Origin of the sequence: Pseudomonas sp. 06C 126, assembly GCF_001855215.1 — a bacterium.
Lineage (GTDB): Bacteria > Pseudomonadota > Gammaproteobacteria > Pseudomonadales > Pseudomonadaceae > Aquipseudomonas > Aquipseudomonas proteolytica.
Genome location: NZ_MIFU01000080.1, coordinates 20,827 through 37,093 on the forward strand (window position 1 = coordinate 20,827; position 16,267 = coordinate 37,093).

At 56.3% G+C, this 16,267-nt stretch carries 19 protein-coding genes and 1 pseudogene; 10 read left to right on the forward strand and 10 right to left on the reverse strand.

What is annotated here, in order from left to right:
- The first annotated feature begins 222 nt into the window (after positions 1–222).
- Complete coding sequence (locus BHC62_RS12080; RefSeq protein ID WP_070995144.1) at positions 223–441, forward strand: hypothetical protein; 219 nt, start codon at positions 223–225, stop codon at positions 439–441.
- A gap of 222 nt (positions 442–663) precedes the next feature.
- The gene (locus tag BHC62_RS12085) at positions 664–957 is read left to right on the forward strand and encodes a hypothetical protein (protein ID WP_070995145.1); all 294 of its coding nucleotides are present in this window, start codon (positions 664–666) and stop codon (positions 955–957) included.
- Positions 958–962: 5 nt separating this feature from the next.
- Here the strand turns inward: BHC62_RS12085 and BHC62_RS12090 are convergent, their stop codons facing one another.
- Positions 963–2,147, reverse strand: a complete 1,185-nt coding sequence (locus BHC62_RS12090) for an Arm DNA-binding domain-containing protein (RefSeq protein WP_070995146.1) — start codon at positions 2,145–2,147, stop codon at positions 963–965.
- Between the two features lie 2 nt (positions 2,148–2,149).
- Between BHC62_RS12090 and BHC62_RS28950 the strand changes: the two are divergent.
- The 3 genes and pseudogenes from BHC62_RS28950 to BHC62_RS12100 form a co-directional block, all read left to right on the forward strand.
- Positions 2,150–2,389, forward strand: a pseudogene (locus BHC62_RS28950) (DNA-binding protein); the annotation flags it as partial.
- Positions 2,386–3,090, forward strand: a complete 705-nt coding sequence (locus tag BHC62_RS12095) for a hypothetical protein (RefSeq protein ID WP_070995147.1) — start codon at positions 2,386–2,388, stop codon at positions 3,088–3,090. The pseudogene BHC62_RS28950 and the gene BHC62_RS12095, both read left to right, overlap by 4 nt.
- Positions 3,063–4,034 (forward strand): hypothetical protein, encoded by a 972-nt coding sequence (locus BHC62_RS12100; protein WP_070995148.1) that lies wholly within the window; start codon positions 3,063–3,065, stop codon positions 4,032–4,034. Before BHC62_RS12095 ends, BHC62_RS12100 begins: the two co-directional genes overlap by 28 nt.
- Positions 4,035–4,040: 6 nt before the next feature.
- Here the strand turns inward: BHC62_RS12100 and BHC62_RS12105 are convergent, their stop codons facing one another.
- The 4 genes from BHC62_RS12105 to BHC62_RS12120 all read right to left on the reverse strand — a co-directional run bounded on the left by BHC62_RS12105 (position 4,041) and on the right by BHC62_RS12120 (position 6,461).
- Positions 4,041–4,736 carry a hypothetical protein gene (locus BHC62_RS12105; RefSeq protein ID WP_070995149.1) on the reverse strand — a complete coding sequence of 232 codons (696 nt, stop codon included), beginning with the start codon at positions 4,734–4,736 and terminating at the stop codon, positions 4,041–4,043.
- A 33-nt stretch (positions 4,737–4,769) separates the two neighbouring features.
- Positions 4,770–5,795 carry a hypothetical protein gene (locus tag BHC62_RS12110; RefSeq protein WP_070995150.1) on the reverse strand — a complete coding sequence of 342 codons (1,026 nt, stop codon included), beginning with the start codon at positions 5,793–5,795 and terminating at the stop codon, positions 4,770–4,772.
- Between the two features lie 95 nt (positions 5,796–5,890).
- Entirely contained in the window at positions 5,891–6,211 is a 321-nt protein-coding gene (locus tag BHC62_RS12115; protein WP_371128916.1) for a type II toxin-antitoxin system YafQ family toxin, read from the reverse strand.
- Positions 6,171–6,461 carry a type II toxin-antitoxin system RelB/DinJ family antitoxin gene (locus BHC62_RS12120; RefSeq protein ID WP_070995152.1) on the reverse strand — a complete coding sequence of 97 codons (291 nt, stop codon included), beginning with the start codon at positions 6,459–6,461 and terminating at the stop codon, positions 6,171–6,173. The genes BHC62_RS12115 and BHC62_RS12120 overlap by 41 nt, the downstream gene beginning before the upstream one ends.
- Positions 6,462–7,816: 1,355 nt before the next feature.
- Here BHC62_RS12120 and BHC62_RS12125 point away from each other — a divergent pair.
- On the forward strand, positions 7,817–8,455 hold the full coding sequence (locus tag BHC62_RS12125) for a hypothetical protein (RefSeq protein WP_070995153.1): 639 nt from the start codon (positions 7,817–7,819) through the stop codon (positions 8,453–8,455).
- 99 nt (positions 8,456–8,554) lie between these two features.
- Here BHC62_RS12125 and BHC62_RS27400 read toward each other — a convergent pair whose 3' ends face one another.
- Complete coding sequence (locus BHC62_RS27400; RefSeq protein WP_071610032.1) at positions 8,555–8,929, reverse strand: cytochrome c; 375 nt, start codon at positions 8,927–8,929, stop codon at positions 8,555–8,557.
- Between the two features lie 235 nt (positions 8,930–9,164).
- On the opposite strand from BHC62_RS27400, the gene BHC62_RS12130 reads away from it, so the two are divergent.
- Positions 9,165–10,211, forward strand: coding sequence for an alpha/beta fold hydrolase (locus BHC62_RS12130; RefSeq protein WP_070995154.1), 1,047 nt, complete (start codon positions 9,165–9,167; stop codon positions 10,209–10,211).
- A gap of 28 nt (positions 10,212–10,239) precedes the next feature.
- On the opposite strand, the gene BHC62_RS12135 is transcribed toward BHC62_RS12130, so the two are convergent.
- Entirely contained in the window at positions 10,240–10,596 is a 357-nt protein-coding gene (locus BHC62_RS12135; RefSeq protein ID WP_029298317.1) for a DUF2784 domain-containing protein, read from the reverse strand.
- 115 nt (positions 10,597–10,711) lie between these two features.
- On the opposite strand from BHC62_RS12135, the gene BHC62_RS12140 reads away from it, so the two are divergent.
- Positions 10,712–11,401: an HAD-IA family hydrolase gene (locus BHC62_RS12140; RefSeq protein ID WP_029298315.1), complete on the forward strand. Its 690-nt coding sequence runs from the start codon at positions 10,712–10,714 to the stop codon at positions 11,399–11,401.
- Positions 11,402–11,473: 72 nt separating this feature from the next.
- Here BHC62_RS12140 and BHC62_RS12145 read toward each other — a convergent pair whose 3' ends face one another.
- Entirely contained in the window at positions 11,474–12,220 is a 747-nt protein-coding gene (locus BHC62_RS12145) for a 3-oxoacyl-ACP reductase family protein (protein WP_070995155.1), read from the reverse strand.
- Between the two features lie 127 nt (positions 12,221–12,347).
- On the opposite strand from BHC62_RS12145, the gene BHC62_RS12150 reads away from it, so the two are divergent.
- Both BHC62_RS12150 and BHC62_RS12155 read left to right on the forward strand, forming a co-directional pair.
- Positions 12,348–13,271 (forward strand): LysR family transcriptional regulator, encoded by a 924-nt coding sequence (locus tag BHC62_RS12150; protein ID WP_029298312.1) that lies wholly within the window; start codon positions 12,348–12,350, stop codon positions 13,269–13,271.
- 76 nt (positions 13,272–13,347) lie between these two features.
- Complete coding sequence (locus BHC62_RS12155) at positions 13,348–13,812, forward strand: anti-virulence regulator CigR family protein (RefSeq protein WP_371128917.1); 465 nt, start codon at positions 13,348–13,350, stop codon at positions 13,810–13,812.
- A gap of 14 nt (positions 13,813–13,826) precedes the next feature.
- Here the strand turns inward: BHC62_RS12155 and BHC62_RS12160 are convergent, their stop codons facing one another.
- Both BHC62_RS12160 and BHC62_RS12165 read right to left on the reverse strand, forming a co-directional pair.
- Positions 13,827–14,555 (reverse strand): aspartate/glutamate racemase family protein, encoded by a 729-nt coding sequence (locus BHC62_RS12160; protein WP_070995157.1) that lies wholly within the window; start codon positions 14,553–14,555, stop codon positions 13,827–13,829.
- A 14-nt stretch (positions 14,556–14,569) separates the two neighbouring features.
- A complete protein-coding gene (locus BHC62_RS12165) occupies positions 14,570–16,099 on the reverse strand; it encodes an NCS1 family nucleobase:cation symporter-1 (RefSeq protein ID WP_070995158.1) in 1,530 nt (509 codons plus the stop codon).
- Positions 16,100–16,267: the final 168 nt, after the last annotated feature.

Here is a 16,267-nt window from a genome sequence, read left to right on the forward strand (position 1 = left end):
TTACAATGATAGCGGCCATTTTTAGTATTTCGGTTCCGCCGTTGACGTTATACGGCGGAGGTCAGCGCCGGGCCGATTTCTGCCAATGGCGACGGGCAGGAGTCGGCTCGTAGCGACCATTCGCTAGCACTGCTTGCGTTTCAAAGCTCTATTTAAAAGAACCTATTCTTAACCAGCAGCAGATGATCTAGGCTTCCTGAACCACTCCCAAGGAAGACCGCCATGCCAGATAACTCAGACTACAACATCGCAACAGCAGATGCCTTAACGTTGCCTTTACACAACCAGCATGCTCTGGGTGCGGCTATAGAAGAGATCACCAAATGGCTATCAGAGAATGGGGTGGAGAGTGTTGCCGATAACGCAGTCGTGGCCATGGAAACCCTGGATAGAAATGCTGAAACGATCACAGATGCGATTCTGCGAATACGGCAGTCCTAGGGGAGCGCGCCCGACTCTGCAAACAGGAATGATTGGCCACCGATTGTTGGCGTCCATGACAGATAGATAGAACGCCACATATATTCAATAGGCCCCACACCTCGCCCTGGTTTGGTGGGCTTTTTTTGCCCATGTATGCCGGAATCCCCTAGACTGGATCGCCAGAATCCAGCCGCTTAGTTTACGAACAGAGCTCCACTCACTCGAAAGGAATCGTCCTCAATGTCCAACTCACCGCATATCCCCCCATACGCCACGATCATCGCTGACGCACTAACGACGGATCTCTTGCGTCATCACTGGGATCGCTCCCTGTTTGGCATTACCCAGTCGATCGACCCACAGTCGATTGCCTATCATGTGGCGATCGCCAAGGGCTTTGCCTTGGGCCTACTCGCGGGGAAGTTGATCGACAAAAAGGTCGATGAAGCCATGGGCGTGGCCATCAGCGTGGCTCAAGGCGAAGCGTGGCGCCGGGGCGGGCACCTCCCTCACCAGTCACCCGGACTTACTTAAGTTGCTCAGTGTGGAGCTGTGATGGGTGACAGTTTCAAGGCCATTTGCAACATTCCGACCACGTCCGGTCCGTCTTCATTGATCCACGTTCCATAGTGCTGACGGATCATGTTTCCGTTGGTATGCCCCATCTGCTCCGCGATCCAGTCTATCGACGCTATCCCCGTGGTCAGCAACTGACTGGCGTAAGTGTGCCGGCACTGACCGGGCCCACGATAGCGAACCCCGGCCGCGAGCAAGTGAGCCTTGAAAAACCTATCCCTGACCACTAAGTCGCTGACGTGCGGTAAACCGCTTTTCGTATTCAAGAAGACAAAGTGCAGCTTGTGCTGCCGTACCGTCTTGTTGTCACGCTCGACAATATCGACGGTTTCCGCCTTTCTTTTCCGATTCAGTGCGTCGATCTTCTGCAGCGCATCCCAGGCCGGGGCGAGTAGTCGAACCTTGCGCGTTGAACGCCTGGTCTTCGTCACCCTGTAAGCCCCGCGCACTTTGGACCTGCGGAATGTCACGGTCCCTTGCGCCAGATCCACATCCTCCCATGCCAGGGCGATGGTCTCGGATACACGGGGGCCGGCCCATATCATGAACTGGACCATTAACAGTTCTTGCGTGCGGTTGGTGTGGGTGTCCAAGATCTGTTTGATTTCCGCCCTGGTGAATGGGTCGGGTGCCTCGGGATCTGGCAGTCGCACCATTAAACCCTCAGTCGGGTCGTGCGCCACTTTCATCCTGGTGCGATAGAGCCGGAACACCTGGCGTACGTTGCTGATGATGTCGCGTATGGTCTTGTTTTTGAGCGTTTTGGACAGGGTTACCTGTATCCATTCCTGCAGGTCCAGGTGGTCGATATTGTGGATCTGTACCTTTCCCCAGCGCGGCCGTACGTGAACCTCCGCCTTGTTGGCGTAGCCCCGATAGCTGGACGCCGCGACGCTGTTGGCTTTGATCTTTAGCCACAGGTCCAGGTAGTGGCCGAATGTGTTTTCCACTAACTTGACCGAGTTGGGAAAGTGCCGTGCGTAGTCGAAGGTGCCGGCCTGGATTTCGTATTCGATGATTTCGACCATGCGCTTAGCTTGGGCCACGTTGGCCGGTGTGTTGCCCCCCGGGATTGCTTCCCGGCATTTTTCCCCGTTGTACTGAAAATAGATTCTCACGGATTTCCCTCGAGCTTCGACCCCACTCATGTAAAGACGACAACCTGCGCGGTTGGCTGATCCAGTTCACCCTGACCGAAAAGCTGTCCAACCCTGAGAAAGTCGAAGGCCGGCGCCCAGGTAACAAGGTGACAGCCCAGTCAGGCCCCGGCGGGGCGGTGGGCGGTACCGGCGGCGGTGGAGACTCCAGCGAAGGCCCCGAGGAACTGACAGGCTTTGAAGCCACGCTAAAAAAGGTGGATGGATGGCTGGGCGGGAGTAACACCCCATGAAGCTGCACAAAGTGTTGGCCATCGGTGGCGTGCCCTATGTCCTAGTCAAAAACGAAGTGCGGCTGGACGCCAAGAGCCCCGGCCGGGCGACCTTCACCATCCAGGCCACCGCCCCGGTCAAAGGCCTGGTGACGCTCGATATCGGCTACAACGACAGCACGCTGCAGCGCCACTTTATCGGCTACGTCGAACGCTCCACCACGGCCAGCAGCACCCACCAGGTGCTGTTTTGCCGCGAACTGGCGGCAATCCTGGCCAACCCGCAGCCGCTGAACCTGCGCCACGTTGATCTGCGCGCCGTCCTGGTCGAGATCAGCCAGCACACCGGCCTGCGCTTTCGCGTGCCGGACAAGCCCTACGCCGGGGTTAAGGCGCCTTTCTTCTACAGCCTGGCCGCCGGCTATCAAGCGATGGACAGCCTGGCCCGGGTGTTCAACATCCCCGACTTTATCTGGCAGCAGCAGGGTGACGGGGAGGTGTTCGTGGGCAGTTGGGCCGACAGCTTCTTTGGCGTTCGCCCGCCGCTGCAGCTGCCGGCGGAACTGTTCGACGACTATCAGGGCAACCAAAGCGCAATGATTGCGGCCCTTCCCGGGTTACGACCAGGTGCAACGATCAACCACGGCGAGCGCATCACCAGTGTGGCCCTCGTCGATAACCAGATGGCCATCCGATGGACGACGCAATCAAGCGCAGCGTAGAACGACAATTCCCTGAACTGACCGGCGGATATCACCTGCCACGCTTTGCCCGGGTTGTCGGCGTGGCCGACGCCCCGGCCGGCGCCGGGATCTGTGACGACTTCCGACCGCGCTATGCGGTTGATATAGAGGTACTGGGGCCGGATGGCGAGCCAGACAGCAAGCTGCCGATCCTGGCCGGTGTGCCCCTACCATTGCCCACCGGCGGCGAGGAAATGGGTATCTATGCCTTTCCCGAAGAAGGCACCCGAGTCGTGGTGTGTTTCGCCTACGGCCTGCCGCACAAGCCCTATATCCAAACCATCCTGCCCCACGGCCTGAGCATGCCCCGCGTGCCGAAGGGTGACCAGGTGTGGCAGCACAGCGAAGCCTGTCAGCAGCGTGTGGATGCTGACGGCAACTGGCTACGTCAGACTGACGGCAAGATTCACGACAAGGCGATCGAGCGGGAAGTAGAGGCGATGGGGAACACGGAGACGTTCCAGAATCACACCAGGACGGTGGACGACCATTCAACTGAGTCAGTGGGTGGAATCAAGACGATCGAGGCGCTGGGAGCACTTAAACTGCTGTCGGGCGGATCTGCGAGCCTGGCGGCGGTGGATGATCTGCACCAGGCGACCGGGCGGGACTTGAACCTGGTGGTGGGGCAAAAGCACAACGCCACGGTGGGTGGTGATATGGAAGAAAGGATTGAGGGGCTGCGTAAAAGCGTGGCTTCGGTCAGCCAGCGGTTGGTGGCACCAAAGAACCATATCGGGTCTGAAAGCGTGAATATTTTTCAGATCCTTTGTGATTTGCTCAAACTCGTGGAACACATGAATTCTCAAATAGCAGCACACACACACGGTCCTACACCTGCTCCTTCTAATGCAGTTGCTTTTACTCAGTATGCTGAGTCTTCTAAAAGCATGGGCGCTAAAGTTGATTTGATTACTCTGTAATATCTGTTATTGATTCGTAGTGGCAGTAAGGCGATCAATATCAGCCATTGCAATCGCTAGTGAGCTTTGAAGTTCGATTGTTAGCAACTTCATAGAGTAAGCAGTTCGGTCCATTCGTAGTTTTTTGGCTTCCTGATGGGCGTAATAATCATGATACTCCTCTAGTTTTTTAGCAAGCTCTTCATTAAGCTCCTTTCCTTCGGCAACAAATTTGTTTGCTAGTTCTTGAGTTGCATTCCTTCCGGCGTCATATATGGTTTGGCAGTCAGTATTATTCAGATTGATCATTGAGATCAGTCCCTTGACTCTCATATAGATGCGGATAATATTTGCCGATATCATTGGGTCAATATTCGCTAAGCAGGAGGGCGCAGAGTCATAAATAGGAAAAGGATTTTCTCCGATAGGAAAGATATCGACGCATGCGTCGCCTTCTGATAACTCCAGAAGGTCAGACCCATATTCTGAAATATATATATCCCAGGCAGAAGTAAGCTCGATCTTGATTAGTTGAAGTGTGTTGCGGGTTTTCAGAAGCTCATCGTCTACTGTTTTTTTAGTTGAGTATTCATGCGCTTTTGTTGTTGCCTTGCTGGTTGCTTTTGCTCCTATGTATGCAGCGATCAGAGCTACAAATACTTCTGTCGAAATAAAACTCTCAGAGGCTTTTGTAATGGCATCAATAATGTCAGCTGGTTGCATGTTTTTATACTCTAATAAAGTCGCGTGTAAAGGTTAATATCCATCTATTCCCAAGAGCTTCAAAGAGGGGCGTCGAGGATCTCCAAAACTCTTCGATATCTGAATCAAATAGTCTGCCACGGCATAATCCTTTTCGTCGATACCGGGCCAAAAAAATGGTACGTTCTGATTGTTGAGGCTTTCCATAAACGTTATGTGCGTTAAACAGATAAAGATTCTTGGAAAGTTCGCTGGATTGTTAAAGTCATTTTTTAGTAAATGCATAATTATGTGGCGATTGAAACCGTCAGCATTACCATAGCTGGGCTTGTAGAGAACGTGTCTGAAATAGTTCCTAAATGCGTTCACTACGTCAGACTGAGGACATATGTGAGTTAGAAAGTCTATCTCTAACACCGAGTTATAGTCCTTGCCGGGATGCCAGATGTAAGCGTTTAGCCTACGCCTGCCCCACTGAACTATTATGTCTCTAAGTTGCTTTTCAAAAACATCAGCGCTTATGTTGTTTTGTTGAGTGCTCAGCATCGAGTTTTGGATGTTCCGCAAGCCTGCCTCAAATACAGGTATTAGAGACATTATTGCTAGATGATCCATTCCTAGATAATAGGCCTCAATTGCTTCGAAAATTATAATGCGATAGTCTTTAAGTGAATTGCTGTTGGAAAAGTACTTATTAAAGTAGGTGGCTGCAATTTCGGGACAGAAAATCTCATTTAGCCAGTAATCTGCTGCGTCTTTCGGATTGCTTGCGTGGCTTATTTCGGATATTGCTTGATCAACCTGCCCTTGCCCTAGGTGCAGGGGTATAGGTAGAGAAAATGGGATGGCGCTTTCTTGATAGCGAGTTATGCGGCCTGCCTTCTCATTGTAATAAGAAATTGGGCGCTCTGTGACGAAACACAGTCCTTCATCGGTAGCTATTTCAAAGCCTGGTACTCCTATGTGCGTGCTAGCCACTTCTACGCCAAGGTTCTCATGTTTTTTAAAAGCGCCTATTATCAGCTCTGAGGTTAACTTTGGGTGTCTACACAGTTTTTTTAGTGTTTTTGTGTACTTCATTATGAGCGGCCTTTATAGTTGATGATTATTTAGGCGGTTGTACGGCCACGCAAAACAGAAGCCCGCTAATTAGCGGGCCCGGATGTTTATGTGATTTATTTAAATAACTCGGCATGGCTGCCTAGATCTACAAAGGTCACCAACCCGGCGCGAGCTACATCATAAATTAGAAGAAAGTCTCCACCTATATGACACTCTCTGAAGCCTGCCCACTCACCTTTCAGTTCATGGTCTAGATACTCCGGGGGAAGCTGCTGGCCAAGGAACAGCATCACCATTACATCACGGACTTCATTCAAGTCTCGAAGCCCTGCACGCTTGTAACGCTCCCAGGACTTCTTGAACTCAGATGTCTGCGCGCACTGCTTTGGCAGATCAGCGCGCTTTTGCTTCTTCTCCGGCTTTGCCATCAGCATCCCTTAGCATGTCGTCGATCGAGTCGAACTGGCCACGAATTTCACGCGCTTGCGCCATGGCACGAGCGGTTTTCTCCGAAGGGACACGCACTTCAAAAGGCAGCCCTTGCGTTGTCACTACCTGACGGAGGAAAAGACGCATAGCGTCACTGAGGCTCAACCCACAAGCATTCAGCACAGCAGTGGCGCGATTCTTCAAATCCTCGTCGATGCGGCAACGCACGTCAGTGGTTTTCAGTAATGCGGACATGATATCACTCCCTCACAAAAATGTAGCTACGTTGTGGCTACAGTCAAAGTATGGGTCAACCCATCAAATTTGATCAAGCACTTTTTGTCCTGAACAGGACGTTAGGCAAGTCAAGCGTCGGAATCCTTATGACAAGCCAGAAAGGAGCTGCAATAAGAAAAATTCGATGAAAAAGCACTTATCCCCCTCCCGCCGACGGGCTTTGTGTCCCTTTTTTGTGCAAACGGGTAGTGGGGTGCAAACGACGCCCCAGCTCAAGCCCGCTGCGGGCTCTGGGGGAGGTTTCGCAATTGCACAGAGTGCAAGGCTTTGCAAAAAAGTGCAGTGGCCTTGCACATGCGCCACAAGGCGGTAGGGGAGTGGTCACGCAGACGAGGTGCCCGGTTTACGAGGGCTATGGCTGTGAAAACCTGCGGCAGGCGGTGTTTTCGTTTTCGGAACCGTTCATATTAGGGCTCGACCAGTCGCTGTCGAACCCTACGCAAAAGCGACTGTGAGGCCCAGCCTGTCGTGGTTTCCAGCATTCTGCGGCATTGCACAGCATCACCATCAACTTCAGGCTGTCATTACCAATCCAGAGCGTGTGGAAAAAAACGCCGAAAGGGTGGGCGCATGGCTATTTTCCAGGCGAGGGATGGGAAAGGGTAATTTTAGTAATTGGCAGGTCTGAACGGGCTGAGGCCCTTATGGAACGTGGCTTTCAGCTATTACCTCGGAGGGTAATATAAGGTAACGAGAGAGGTAATATTTTGTTCAGCCCCCCATTTTACTGGGTTTGGCAGCTCACTGGCATTACTAGCTCTGAAAGTAATTTTCTAACCACTTACTTACCTTCTTATTACCTCTATAAATTATATCAACTGACTGATTTTATTGGTCTTTATCCGGTTTTTGACAGCTCATTACCAAAATTACCTTTTTCCCATGGCTCAACATAAATCGTTCAAAACGCCTGTTGTGACCGTTTTCTGCAACCTGGTGCATTTAAGCCATGGGACTGCCATGGGACAGATTCTGTGCGCACCACCGGGCTGCAGCCCTTATAAACCGGGGGGCTTGGTTTCGAAAACCGCGAATGGGTAGTTTCGAATCTCTCCTTCACCGCCACATTTTACAAACACAAACCCCCGGTTTTCCTAGAGAAAGCCGGGGGTTTGTGGTTTCTGGCATCTGGAAAAAGGCGACACGGGGCAGATGACTGGTTTTCCATGTCTGCGAACGGTTCCCCACCCCATTGGCCAGCCGGTCTTTTTGAGCGAAGCAGCATTTCTGCGTGGCCGGGTGGCAAGTGGGCAACTGCGCGTCCTTATAGTATCGTCGCGGCCACCAACCCTCACAGGATATGAAGGTTACCCATGCGTTTACTTTTCCCGCTGGCCGTCAGCCTGGCTCTTATTGGCTGCGCCACAACTAAAACCGATGTTCGCAACGAAGTACAAATCAGCCAATATGACCCGGCCAACACTGCTCGTATTCGCCTGATCACGGGTGATACCACCAACGCGGGCTTTATCAGTGGTCAGACCTGCGAAATGTTTTACAACGAGTCCCTGCTGACCAAAACGCCTGAAGAAGCTGGGTGGCAACCTGCGCATGTCGACTCGCCGGGTCTTTACCCTTTTCGGGCGACCGACAGCCAGAACAGTGTGATTGGCATGCCTGCCAGCAAGGCGAGCAAAGCCATCAATCAGTCGCCCAAGGTGTTTGATGAGCATGTTATTGCGGCCGGTAAACCCTTTATTGCGGGGTTTGCCATGGGCGGATCGCAAATCTCCTGCTTTCCAGCGCCCGTCACGCTCATCCCCGAGCCTGGCAAAGACTATGAGATGGAACTTCAAGTTATTAAGCTCAGCACGTTCAAGGCCGGCTGCGTGATTGCCGTTCGCCAACTCTCCACTCAGGCCAATACCACAGTGGAGACGCCGCTAAGACCGCAGGTATGTGCCAAGACCCCGTCGGGTTGGTATACCGTCAATGCTGCGCCTTTGCCTTGAAGTGCCAGAACAGGACGCAGGTGCAGTGTTGATCGCCGCTTAGGTAAGCCTTGAAGCCCGGTGCGCAGCCTTTTTGAGGCTGCTCTTTTCTAAGCGTTATCAGCTTTTTGAAATCACCCGGCTCATGTATTGATTTAAATCGCGTAAGTCCTGAATGCTCCAAGCGTGTGGCGACAACTTCACACCATTCTCTTTTAGGGTTCTTGGAATCAAGTCTCCATTTGGCCTAAGTATTATCGAGGAGACAATAACGCCCGGATAATCATGCAGCCGTTTCTTGAAGGCGGTTGTTGTGAGGTTCGGCGTAGGGGGATTGCTCTTATTTGCCAAGGGCCCTGTTCCCTTGATATCTGTTCCGTGGCACATGGCACATCGTTGCAAAAAGAGGTTTTTTCCATTGGCATTATCCGCAATGGATAGTGAAGTTTGAATGAGCGATAGCAATCCCAGCGAAGCGATGAGCAGTATTTTCATTTTTATATGGTCTTGTTGTTTGAGCCGGATCTGAGTCGAGGGCACAGCGCATAGGTAATGCGCTCGCGCACGTTATTACCGTGGGATTTCTACAACACAACCCCATGATTCGGCTAGATAAAGTCGGTGGTTTTTGATTTTCCGGCGCCTGAAAGCGGGTGATATGGGCATACGCAGCGAATCTGTTCCGTTATATTCCAACGCTCTCGCAGTTGGCCCAATCAAGGAAGATCCATTGAAAGCATCCCTCGGCGCTCTGCTTCTGATCTGTGCAACCACTCCCGCACTCGCCAGCAATAATTCCATCGGCTTCCAGGCCTCCACGCTGGCAGACCCAAGCAACGACCGCCCATTGGAGATGGTCGTCTGGTACCCCAGCGCCACCACCACCACGCCCGAGTTGATCGCCGATAACGCCGTATTCATTGGCGCCTCAGCCGTGCGCGATGCGCCACCGTCGATCGGCAAGCATCCACTGGTGGTGCTTTCCCATGGCTTTGGTGGCAATTGGGGCAACCAGGCGTGGTTGGCCAGTGCCTTGGCGCATCAGGGGTTTATCGTGGCGGCGGTCAATCACCCTGGCACTACCAGCAAAGACCGCAGTGCTCCAGCCGCTGCGCAGTTATGGCAGCGGCCGGTGGATATCCGCCGCGCTATCGACGCGGTACTGGCGCAGCCAAATCAATTCGGCAACGTGCAGCCGAGCCGCATAGCGGTCGTAGGTCATTCACTCGGCGGCTGGACGGCGCTGGAAGTCGCCGGCGCACGATTCGACCCCGCGCGGTTTGCCCAGGACTGCAAGGTTCACTCGCAGTTGGCCCCTTGCGCGGTCTACCAGCAGATGAACCCCGCCAGTACCCCGGCAGCCCAGGCGCAGTTGGCGGCGGATTTGAGCGACAAGCGGGTCAGCGCCATCGTGTCGCTGGACCTGGGCCTGTCCCGTGGGTTTACTGATCAAAGCCTGGCGGCGGTGTCGGTGCCGACGTTGGTGATTGTGGCGGGCGTGCCCTCGACCGAGCTTCCCGCCGAGCTGGAGTCCGCTGATCTGGCCAAGCGCCTGCCGTCGGCAGCGACCCGTTATGTCGAAATCAGCGACGCCACTCACTTCAGCTTTATGGCGGTGTGCAAGGCGGGCGGGGAGGCGTTGATCGAAGAGAGTTCGCCGGGCGATGGCATGATCTGCCGGGATGGCGCGGGGGCCCGACCGCGTGAGGTGATCCAGCAGCAGACCACCTCATTGATCGTTGAATTTCTGGCGCGATGGTCAGGCGAAGAGTTGTGATCGGGCTACCCATGCCTGCGTTGAGTCGCTACCAGCGCCTGACCAGGCGCGTATACACCGCAATGTTAATCACCAGCACCAGCGCGCCCAGGCCTAGTTGGATCTGTGGTGTCAGCCCGGCGGGATAGATCAGGGCAATGATGTAATGCTCGATAAAACCTGCGCCGTACCCCTCCTGCCCGGCGAGATGGCGCAGCAGGTTTTCCCAGCGTGTCAGGGGGCAGGGCAGGTGGAAGAACTCGACGGCCATGCCCCAGGCTGCGGCGGGCAAATGCAGCCAGATGACCCGGCGCCAGCGCAGGGCGAGCAGGCCTCCGAACAGCACAAACAGGATAAAACACAGGTGAAACAGCACCAGGCTGTCGGCAGCAATGCGCAAAAGCATATCGGGTTCGCTTGAACGGGTAGGCCGCCAGTCTAAGGGATAATGAGTTGCTTGCAGGCTGGCAGGGCCGTTATTGTGCTGAATCCTTTTAGTCCTTTGCCACGGATCTTTTGTGATGAGCGCATCGCGTACTGCTGTCGGCCCGATCAAGGCCGTGATTTTCGATATGGACGGGTTGTTGCTGGACACCGAAGGCATCTACACCGAAGTCACGCAGATCATCGCCGAGCGCTATGGCCGCACCTACGACTGGGGTATCAAGCAGCACATCATCGGCCGTGGCGCCCAGGACCTGGCCGAATATGTGGTCGAGGCCCTGGACTTGCCGATCACGCCTGCAGAATTCCTGCGCATCCGCGAGCCGTTGATGAGCGAGCGTTTTCCCAAGGCGTTGGGCATGCCGGGCGCCGAGGCGTTGGTGCGGCATTTGAAGGCGCATAACATCCCCATCGCCGTGGGTACAAGTTCGTCGCGCAATTCGTTTGGCCACAAGACCACGCTGCACCGGGAGTGGTTTGGCCTGTTCGGTACCATCGTCACCGCCGACGATCCGGAGGTTGGCGCTGCCAAGCCCGCGCCGGACATTTTCCTCACCGCCGCCCGCCGCCTGGGCGTTGCGCCCGAGGATTGCCTGGTGTTTGAAGACTCACCGTTTGGCGTGACCGCTGCGAAGGCCGCGAACATGACTGCCATCGCGGTGCCTGATGAAGCCATGGCCGACAGTAAATACGCTCACGCCGACCAGATCATCCGCAAACTCGCGGACTTCGATCTGGCTGCCTACGGCCTGCCGCCGCTGCGCTGAATCGCAGGAGCCGGCTTGGCGGCGATGGCGTCCTCATGACGGCTATCGCCGCCAAGCCGGCTCCTACAAGGGTCAGGCGCTGAAGCCACCATCGATGGACAAGCTTGCACCGGTGATATAGCCAGCCTCTGGCCCAGCCAGGTAAGCCACAAAGCTGGCGATCTCTTCCACCTGCCCATAGCGGCCCACCGCCATCAGGCCAATCAGGCTCTCGGCAAACTCACTGTTGGCCGGGTTCATATCGGTGTCCACCGGGCCTGGTTGCACGTTGTTAATGGTAATCCCACGTGGCCCCAGGTCGCGCGCCAGGCCTTTGGTCAAGCCCACCAGTGCGGACTTGCTCATGGCATAAGGGCCGCCACCAGCAAATGGCATGCGTTCGGCGTTAGTGCTGCCGATATTGATGATGCGACCACCTTCACCCATGTGCCTGGCCGCTTCTTGGGTGGCGATAAACACGCTGCGGATGTTGACGGCCAGGGTCTGGTCAAAGTCTTCCAGTGTGAAATCCTCCAGCGGGCCGACCGCCAGCACACCGGCGTTGTTCACCAGGATATCCAGGCGCCCGAACGCTTCGACAGTGGCACTGACTGCATTGCGGATGGCGCTCGCATCGGCACTGTCGGCGTGAATTGCCAGGGCCTTGCCGCCAGCGCGGATGACGCTGTTTTGCAAGTCTTCGGCCTTGGCGGCAGAGCTGACATAGGTAAAGGCCACAGCTGCGCCCTGGGCCGCCAGGCGCTGGACGATGGCGGCACCGATGCCGCGGGAGCCGCCCTGGATCAAGGCAACTTTGCCGCTGAGGTTTTGTGTGGTCATGTCGATCTCCAGATCATTCGAGGCAGGGTTGCCGCGTCGTTGGAGGCGAGTATCGACCGCACTGGCCGGTCCCGGTAGGCCGTGATTGCTATAGTCTGTGTAAACCAAAAGTTTAGAGTGAGGTGGTATGGAGAGCTTCGGCAGTATCGAATGCTTCGTGCGCAGCGCCGAAGGCGGTAGCTTTGCCGAAGCGGCCCGGCACCTGAGCCTGACGCCGGCGGCTGTCGGCAAGAGCGTCGCCAAGCTGGAGGCACGCCTGGGCGTGCGGCTGTTCCAGCGCAGCACCCGGCGCCTGACATTGACCGAAGCCGGCAAGTTGTTCCTGCAAGAGGTCAGCGCCAGTCTCACCACTATCCAGAATGCCGTGGCCAACCTGGCCAGCGCTGAAGGCCGGCCCGTGGGCACGCTCAAAGTCAGTATGGGTACGGTATTCGGCAACCGCTATGTGGTACCGCTGCTGGCAGAGTTCCTGCGGCGGTTTCCCGATATCAGCCCTGACTGGCATTTTGATAATCGCCAGGTTGATCTGATCGGCCAGGGTTTTGACGCGGCCATCGGCGGCGGGTTCGAGCTGCCCCAGGGCGTGGTTGCGCGCAAGTTGACCCCCGCTCACCGGATTCTGGTGGCCTCGCCCGATTACCTGGCGCAACGCCTGCCCGTGCGTGCTCCCGAAGACCTGGCGCTGTGCAACGGCATCCTGATCCGATCGCCGCAAACCGGCCGCGTGCGGACCTGGCAATTGAGCAACCGCGCCCGCGAACAGCGGCCGTTGATGCTCAAGCCGCGCATGACCATGGGCGACTCCGAAGCCGCGTGCTGTGCCTGCACCCAAGGCCTGGGCATTGCCCTGGTCAGCATGCCGATGGCCGTGCCGTTTCTGGACAGTGGCGCCGTGGTACGGGTGTTGCCCGACTGGTACGTCGATGACGGCAACATCTCCCTGTATTACGCCGAGCACAAACTGCTGCCGGGCAAGACCCGAGTGTTTGTTGATTTCATCCTCGAGCAGTTTGCCCAGCAGCAGTTGGCGCAGCGCTTCAGTGCGGTTTAGCGCTCGCCACTGAACGTGTTACCCACTACTGTTCTAAGCTGATACGAGCCAATTGGGCTTGCGACTGTCGAGACGGATCATGTCCATATCACGCGCTTTACTCGTATTTACCAGCTTGGCGTTGATTGCAGGCTCCCCGGCGCTGTTGGCCGATCCCGGCAACGGCAACGGCAACGGCAAGGACAAAGGCAGTGCCCATGGCAATAAGGGCGGCCAGGGTAATCAGGGCCAGGGTGGAGGCAAGAAGGGCGCGGGAGCCCATTACAATGGCCCGCAAATTGACATCGGGGGCGTGCGGGTAATCCTCGGTGACAACCGCGACTATTGGCGCGGCGGTTCGTCCCTGCCGCCGGGCATCCAGAAAAACCTCGCCCGTGGCAAACCCCTGCCACCGGGGATTGCCAAGAAGCTCGATGGGCGCCTGTTGGGGCGGTTGCCCCATTACGACGGCTACGAATGGCAGCAGGCGGGCACCGACCTGATCCTGGTAACCATTGCCACCGGGATCATTTATGAAGTGCTCAATGACGTCTTGAACTGACCGAAATCGGCGATTCAGCGTGCGAACCTGCCCGGCCAACCGATGATGTTCTTTGGCCGGGGGGTCGCATAGGTGCGCACCTTCGAAGTCGACAACCCCAGCCTCACCAGTGCTTCGGCCAGGGTTACGGCGGCGGTCACGCCATCCACCACCGGTACCCCGGTGCGCTGGCGGATCTGTTCATCCAGCCCGGCCATGCCGCCGCAACCCAGGCAGATCACTTCGGCCTTGTCTTCGCTGATGGCCAACTCGGCCTGGCGCACGATGGCTTCCATGGCTCGCAACGGGTGTTCCTCCAGTTCCAGCACCGCCATACCGCTGGCCCGCACCGAGGCGCAGCGCTCATACAGCCCGGAAAGCTTGAGCCGGTCTTCGATCAACGGCACCGTGCGGTCCAGGGTGGTAACCACTGAGTAAGCATGGCCGAGAAACATGGCGGTGCTGGCGGCGGCATCGGTGATATCTACTACCGGCACGTTCAACAATTCTTGCAGGCCTTCGCGGCCATGTTCGCCATAACCGGCCTGGATGACCGCATCGAATGGCTGATCGTAGGTCATCACCCGATCCATCACCGCGATGGCCGCCAGGTAACTTTCGAAATTGCCTTCTACCGATTCGGCGCCGAAAAACGGGGTCAGCCCGACAATTTCGGTGCCCGCCGCCGCCACGCTGCGGGCCTGCTGGGCGATGGCTTCGGTGATGGATTCGGTGGTGTTGACGTTGACGACGAGAATGCGCATGGAATGCTCCTTGATCAATGGCTGACGTTGTCGACAGCGATGCTCTCGCCGCTGATATCGGCATAGAACGGCTGGCGCTTGGCGATCAGCCAATACAGCATCCCGGCAATGCCGGCGCCAAACAGCCACGAGAACGGTGAGACACTGGCAAAACCCGGTAGCAGGGCCAGCACAATGGCAATCACCGCGGCCGGGACAAACGCGGCCACCGCCCGCAGGTTGACTCCGCGGCTGTAGTAATACGCGCCGTTGGGATCTTCGCTGTACAACTGCGGCACGTCGATCCGGCCCTTACGGACCAACCAGTAATCCACCATGATCACGCCATACAGCGGGCCCAGCAGGGCGCCCAGGCCGGAGAGAAAGTACACAATCACCAGCGGGCTGTTGTAGAGGTTCCACGGCAGGATGAGCACCGCGAGAAACGCGCTGATCAGCCCGGCGCGGCGGAAGTTCAGGTATTTGGGCGCCAGGTTGCTCAATACAAAGGCCGGGGCAACGAAGTTGGCCATGATGTTCACCGCCACGGTGACGATCAGGAATGCCAGGCATCCCAGCACCAGGAAGAAGGTATTGGGAATGGCCGCGATGATCTGGGTCGGGCTTTCGATCACCTGGCCATTGAGTTGGAACTGCCCGCCGCACAACAGCACGGTGATGATCGCGAACACCAGGATGTTCACCGGCAGGCCCCAGAAGTTGCCGACCTGGATGGTCTTGCGGCAGGGCGATGAACGGGCGAAGTCGCAGAAATTGAGGATCAGGGTGCCGTAGATCGCCAACCACAAGGCGCCACCGGCAAAGATATTGCGCCACATCTCACCACCGCTCAGGGGCTCGCGGATGGACCAGGCGATATTGCCGCCAGCCTGGAAGTACATCCAACCGGCCAGCGCCGCAGCAGTCAGCAGGATCACCGGGCCGGCAAAGCCTTCGTAGCGGCGGACCATTTCCATGCCGTAGGCCAGGATCACCAGTTGCACGAACCAGATAATCACAAAACACGCCCAGCCCAGGGTTGAGAGGCCGAGGATCGCGTTGTGGTCGTAGTCGGCGAATCCTGGATGAATCGCCACCAACAGTACCCGGAATACCACCGAGGCCAGGTAGGTCTGGATACCAAACCAGGCGATGGCAATGACTGCGCGGATCAGCGCGGGAATCTGTGCGCCATGAATGCCGAAACTGATACGGCTGATCACCGGAAACGGCACACCGGTTTTCTGGCCCATGTAACCCGACAAGTTCATGAAGAAATACACCAGCGCCGCGCCGATCCCCAGTGACAACAGAATCTGCCAGCCACCCAGACCCAGGGCGTACAAGCCGATGGCGAAGGAATAGTTGGCGATGTTGTGCACATCGTTGGTCCACAAGGCAAAGATGCTATAGCCACCCCAGCGCCGGCCTTCGACCTTGGTGGGCGCCAGGTCCTTGTTGTGCAGGCGTGGGCTGAGCACCAGCGGGCCGGGGTTTGCGGCCGTGGGGCTGGCTGTGGAGGAGGGCAGATCCAGTGCGAGATTATTGGAGAGAGTGGTGCGCATTCCGGCAGGCTCCTGGCATCTGCAGCAGGCGCTGGGTTGCAGGGCGCCTGGCATGCGGACACAAAGTGTATGAAGGTTGTTGTTGAAGTTGTATACAAATACTTCAACTCCCTTAGCCACTTGTGTGCCAGGTTTTTATCTATCAAAAGCTTGGCTAATTTCGTTTTT

Coding starts and splice junctions, on each gene's coding strand:
- BHC62_RS12080 (WP_070995144.1), top strand. CDS start 223: ATGCCAGATAACTCAGACTACAACATCGCAACAGCAGATGCCTTAACG.
- BHC62_RS12085 (WP_070995145.1), top strand. CDS start 664: ATGTCCAACTCACCGCATATCCCCCCATACGCCACGATCATCGCTGAC.
- BHC62_RS12090 (WP_070995146.1), bottom strand. CDS start 2,147: ATGAGTGGGGTCGAAGCTCGAGGGAAATCCGTGAGAATCTATTTTCAG.
- BHC62_RS12095 (WP_070995147.1), top strand. CDS start 2,386: ATGAAGCTGCACAAAGTGTTGGCCATCGGTGGCGTGCCCTATGTCCTA.
- BHC62_RS12100 (WP_070995148.1), top strand. CDS start 3,063: ATGGACGACGCAATCAAGCGCAGCGTAGAACGACAATTCCCTGAACTG.
- BHC62_RS12105 (WP_070995149.1), bottom strand. CDS start 4,736: ATGCAACCAGCTGACATTATTGATGCCATTACAAAAGCCTCTGAGAGT.
- BHC62_RS12110 (WP_070995150.1), bottom strand. CDS start 5,795: ATGAAGTACACAAAAACACTAAAAAAACTGTGTAGACACCCAAAGTTA.
- BHC62_RS12115 (WP_371128916.1), bottom strand. CDS start 6,211: ATGCTGATGGCAAAGCCGGAGAAGAAGCAAAAGCGCGCTGATCTGCCA.
- BHC62_RS12120 (WP_070995152.1), bottom strand. CDS start 6,461: ATGTCCGCATTACTGAAAACCACTGACGTGCGTTGCCGCATCGACGAG.
- BHC62_RS12125 (WP_070995153.1), top strand. CDS start 7,817: ATGCGTTTACTTTTCCCGCTGGCCGTCAGCCTGGCTCTTATTGGCTGC.
- BHC62_RS27400 (WP_071610032.1), bottom strand. CDS start 8,929: ATGAAAATACTGCTCATCGCTTCGCTGGGATTGCTATCGCTCATTCAA.
- BHC62_RS12135 (WP_029298317.1), bottom strand. CDS start 10,596: ATGCTTTTGCGCATTGCTGCCGACAGCCTGGTGCTGTTTCACCTGTGT.
- BHC62_RS12140 (WP_029298315.1), top strand. CDS start 10,712: ATGAGCGCATCGCGTACTGCTGTCGGCCCGATCAAGGCCGTGATTTTC.
- BHC62_RS12145 (WP_070995155.1), bottom strand. CDS start 12,220: ATGACCACACAAAACCTCAGCGGCAAAGTTGCCTTGATCCAGGGCGGC.
- BHC62_RS12150 (WP_029298312.1), top strand. CDS start 12,348: ATGGAGAGCTTCGGCAGTATCGAATGCTTCGTGCGCAGCGCCGAAGGC.
- BHC62_RS12160 (WP_070995157.1), bottom strand. CDS start 14,555: ATGCGCATTCTCGTCGTCAACGTCAACACCACCGAATCCATCACCGAA.
- BHC62_RS12165 (WP_070995158.1), bottom strand. CDS start 16,099: ATGCGCACCACTCTCTCCAATAATCTCGCACTGGATCTGCCCTCCTCC.